The sequence below is a fragment of the Microbacterium sp. genome (genome assembly GCF_035687345.1).
Taxonomy (GTDB): Bacteria; Actinomycetota; Actinomycetes; order Actinomycetales; family Microbacteriaceae; genus Microbacterium.
Genome location: NZ_DASRXZ010000007.1, coordinates 1 through 4,043, shown reverse-complemented (window position 1 = coordinate 4,043; position 4,043 = coordinate 1). Strand labels below are relative to the sequence as shown.

General features: G+C 70.8%; 4 protein-coding genes and 1 tRNA gene. 3 read left to right on the top strand and 2 right to left on the bottom strand.

Annotation, left to right across the window (positions count from 1 at the left end):
• Window positions 1-196 precede the first annotated feature (196 nt).
• Together VFF97_RS00770 and VFF97_RS00765 are read left to right on the top strand one after the other, a co-directional pair.
• Window positions 197-616, top strand: coding sequence for a dehydrogenase (locus VFF97_RS00770; RefSeq protein ID WP_325031586.1), 420 nt, complete (start codon window positions 197-199; stop codon window positions 614-616).
• Between the two features lie 208 nt (window positions 617-824).
• A complete protein-coding gene (locus VFF97_RS00765; protein WP_325031585.1) occupies window positions 825-1,241 on the top strand; it encodes a dihydrolipoamide dehydrogenase in 417 nt (138 codons plus the stop codon).
• Between the two features lie 19 nt (window positions 1,242-1,260).
• Here VFF97_RS00765 and radA read toward each other — a convergent pair whose 3' ends face one another.
• Window positions 1,261-2,628, bottom strand: coding sequence for a DNA repair protein RadA (radA, locus tag VFF97_RS00760; protein ID WP_325031584.1), 1,368 nt, complete (start codon window positions 2,626-2,628; stop codon window positions 1,261-1,263).
• A 110-nt stretch (window positions 2,629-2,738) separates the two neighbouring features.
• Window positions 2,739-3,692 (bottom strand): L-lactate dehydrogenase, encoded by a 954-nt coding sequence (locus tag VFF97_RS00755; RefSeq protein ID WP_325031583.1) that lies wholly within the window; start codon window positions 3,690-3,692, stop codon window positions 2,739-2,741.
• Between the two features lie 262 nt (window positions 3,693-3,954).
• On the opposite strand from VFF97_RS00755, the gene VFF97_RS00750 reads away from it, so the two are divergent.
• A tRNA-Ser gene (locus tag VFF97_RS00750) sits at window positions 3,955-4,042 on the top strand.
• Window position 4,043: the final 1 nt, after the last annotated feature.

Genomic DNA, 4,043 nt, shown 5'->3' with positions numbered 1-4,043 from the left:
TTTAATCAGCTCCCGAGCGGAGATGGCTCGCGCTGACCCCAGACAGCGTTACTCGACCCCAGCGAGTTTCGAGCATCCCCGGTGAGCAGTCGGCCCTCTCGGGTCGCCCGTCCCAAGGCGATCTGAGAGGGCCATGCTCGTCTCTGCGCGCATTCTGCGCTGCGGATGCCCGCACTCGCGCCGTTACGCTGGATGAATGGCATCGGGCAAGCAGGGTCGCGCGAAGCGCAAGGGCACACCTCCGCTCGAGTTCCGCAACACGCAGCTCGCCGATGCGCTGCAGACGCAGGATATGGCCGCGGTCGCCTTCGCGCTTCGGCACGGGCCGACCGTCGTCCCGCTGCTGCGCGCAGGTCAGCGCGACGACCCGCTCGACGCGGGCGAGGTCTGGACGTACCGCGACCCCCGTACGGGCGACGTCGCACTGCTGCTGTTCAGCGATGCAGCGAACAAGCCCGAGTCGCTGCCGCCCGCGGTCGCGCTGCAGTCTCCTGCCTGGCTGCGCGCCTTCCTCGCCACGCACGAGAACGAGATCACGACGGTCTTCTTCGACATCGCCGGTCCGCACCCGATGCAGGCATCGCCCGCAGATCTCATCGCCGCGCTGGACGCATGACCCCTGGCCGGGCCCCCCACTCAATGGGAGTCCGACCTGCGCAACACTCCCACACCGATCTCGACAACGTTGCACTCGTTTGGCAGACTCCCGCGAATGGAGTTCGTGATGGTCGCCTTCGTGTGCGCCGCGGGTCTCATCATTCCCGTGGCGCTCGGGTTCGCTCCCAGTCAGCGCCGACGCGCGCGCGGTCGCTGAGGACCGCGCCGTGACCGCCCGCTCACGCCCGGCGCCTCTCGGGCGGCGGTGGGCCGCGGCATCCGTGATGATCGTGTCTCTCGCGCTGTCGGCGTGCGACGGATCGTCGCGAGGGGACCTTCCGTCATCGGGCCCGCTTGCGGTGTATCCGAAACCGGATGCGGGCATGGACGCGCTCCTCGAAGGAACCCTCGTGCTCGACTCCGCGTGTGTGCAGGTCGCGTCTGTTGAGGGGCACGTCGCAGTGCCGGTCTTCCCGGCGGGCGACGCGGCGCTCGAGGGGGACGGCACAGTGCTCGTGTGGGACGGCGAGGAATACCGCGACGGCGACGTCATCGCGCTCGGCGGCGGGTTCGCCCCGGTGAGCGGCGGTTACGTGCCGGCGGCGTGCGAGGGGCTCGAGCTGTTCGCGGTGTCGCCGTACTGATCGACGGCCCTGCGGGGCCTCAGAACGCCGGGATGTCGTCGCCCACGCGCGGCTGCACGTCGACCCGCAGCCGGTCGAGCGCGGCCCGCAAGGATGAGCTCGACGAGTCGACGATCGTGCGGTAGCCGAGCCGTTCGGCTTCGGTGCGCCGCTGCGCGGCCTGCGTCACGGGCCGGATCTCGCCCGACAGCGACAGCTCGCCGATCGCGGCGGTGCTGCGGGGGAGGGAGTGGTCGCGCAGGGCGTTGGCGACCGCGACGGCGATCGCGAGATCGGCCGCGGGCTCGACGAGCCGCACGCCGCCGACCGTCGATACGTACACGTCCTGGTCGGAGACCCGGATGCCGGCCCGCCGCGCGAGCACCGCGAGCACCATCGCGACGCGCGCCGCATCGACGCCGTTCACGACGCGACGCGGATTGGGGCCCTTGTTCTCGACGGTGAGCGCCTGCACCTCGACGGGAAGCGCACGCCGGCCCTCGAGCGCGATCGTGACGCATGTGCCCGCGACGGGAGCGCCGTGCCCGAGGAACAGCGCGCTCGGGTCGGGAACCTCGGCGATGCCGGAGCCGGTCATGTCGAAGCATCCGACTTCGTCTGTGGGTCCGAAGCGGTTCTTGAGCGCGCGCACGAACCGCAGCGACGTCTGCCGATCGCCCTCGAAATGGCACACGACATCGACGAGGTGCTCGAGCACGCGCGGGCCGGCGATCGATCCATCCTTCGTCACGTGCCCCACGATCACGACGGGCAGGTCGCGCTCCTTCGCGACGCGGATGAGCGTCGAGGCGACTTCGCGCACCTGGGACGGATGCCCTGCCATCCCCTCCGACAGCGCCGACGACACCGTCTGCACCGAGTCGACGATCAGCAGCTCGGGCTGCACCTCGTCGACGTGCCCGAGGATCGTCGCGAGGTCGGTCTCGCTCGCGAGGAACAGTTCGTTGTGCAGCGCACCCGTACGCTCGGCGCGCAGGCGCACTTGCGCGGTCGACTCCTCGGCGCTCGCGTAGAGCACGCGCTGCCCGTTGCGCGCCGCCTGCACCGCGACGTCGAGCAGGAGGGTCGACTTGCCGACGCCCGGCTCGCCCGACAGGAGGATCGCGGCGCCCGGCACCAGCCCGCCGCCGAGCACGCGGTCGAACTCGCCGACGCCGGTCGTGCGGCGCGGGGTGTCGCGCGTGTCGATCGACGTTATCGGTCGTGCGGCGCGGTCTGCGGCGGGTGCCGTGGGCGTGCTCGTGCGGGTGACGCCGGTCTGCTCGGATGCCTCGACCACCGTGCCCCACTGCTGGCACTCGCCGCAGCGCCCGACCCACTTGATCGTCGTCCATCCGCACTCGGTGCACCGGTAGGGAGCGGTCGCGGTCGGGCGTCGAGAGGCCATGCGGCCAGGCTATTCGCCGCGTGCGACATTCCCCGTCCGGGGTGTCGGCGTGGCCGGGCGTGGGCGTGCGAGGTGGCGCAGTGGCCGCATCCGCTTCGTATGTCGACGCGTCAGCGGAGGGAGTCGGCGACCTCGCGCAGGGCGTTCGCGGAGCGGTGGAAGAGCTCGAGCTCCTCGACCGAGAAGGACGTCTCGCGGATGGGCACCGCGCCCGCCGCACTCACGATCGACGGCACCGACAGGGCGACCCCGTTCACCCCGTGGAAGTCGTGCAGCACCGTCGAGACGGGCATGACGGCGTGCTCGTCGCGGAGGATCGCCTCGACGATGCGGGCCGACGAGAGTCCGATCGCGTAGTTCGTCGCGCCCTTGCCCTGGATGACCTTGTAGGCGGCGTCGCGCACGTCGACCGCGATCTGGTCGAGCTCCTCGGGCGAGAAGGGGTCGGACCCGTCGGCGGGCCGCCAGTCCAGGATGGGCACTGTGCCGATCGTCGTCGCCGACCACAGGGCGAACTCGGTGTCGCCGTGCTCGCCGACGATGTAGGCGTGCACGTTCGAGGTCGACACCCCTGCGCGCCGCGCCAGCAGCCAGCGCAGGCGCGACGTGTCGAGCACCGTGCCCGACGCGAAGATGCGCTCGAGCGGCAGGTCGGTCGCCTCGTGCGCGAGCACCGTCAGCACGTCGCACGGGTTCGTCACGATGACGTAGATCGCGTTGGGTGCGACCTCGAGCAGTTGCGGCATCATCGAGCGGATGATCCCGGCGTTGACGCCCGCGAGCTCGATGCGCGTCTGCCCGGGCTTCTGCTTCGCCCCCGCGGTGATGACCACGACGTGCGAGCCCTCGGCGACCGAGATGTCGCTGCCGCCGACGATGTCGCTCGACCCGGTGAACTGCGTGCCGTGCGCGAGGTCGAGCACCTCGGCCTCGACCTTCTCGGTCGCGATGTCGTACAGCGCGACGTGGCGAGCCGACTCGCGGATGAGGCACGCGTACGCGGCGCTCGAGCCGACGCTCCCCGCGCCGACGACGGTCACTTTCGAGTTCTCGATGACGGCCATGGGGTCAGTCTGGCAGGGGCGGTGCGGGCGGGCCAGGGTCGGGTGGCGGATGCCGCGGGGCGGCGTGCGGGGGACCAGCCGCGCGCGCCCGCGGTTCTCGCGCGCGCCCGCGCTTCTCCCGGATCAGGACATCTGGCGGAGACAGGACGTCGCGGCGCGGAATATCCTGAACCCGCCGGATGTCCTGATCCGGGTAGGAGCGGGCAGCGGCGGATGCGGCGCCGATTCGCAGCATCCGCCGGTGTGTCGTAAACTGGACGACGGTGACGTGTCCGAGCGGCCGAAGGTGCAACTCTCGAAAAGTTGTGTAGGGTAACCCCCTACCGTGGGTTCAAATCCCACCGTCACCGC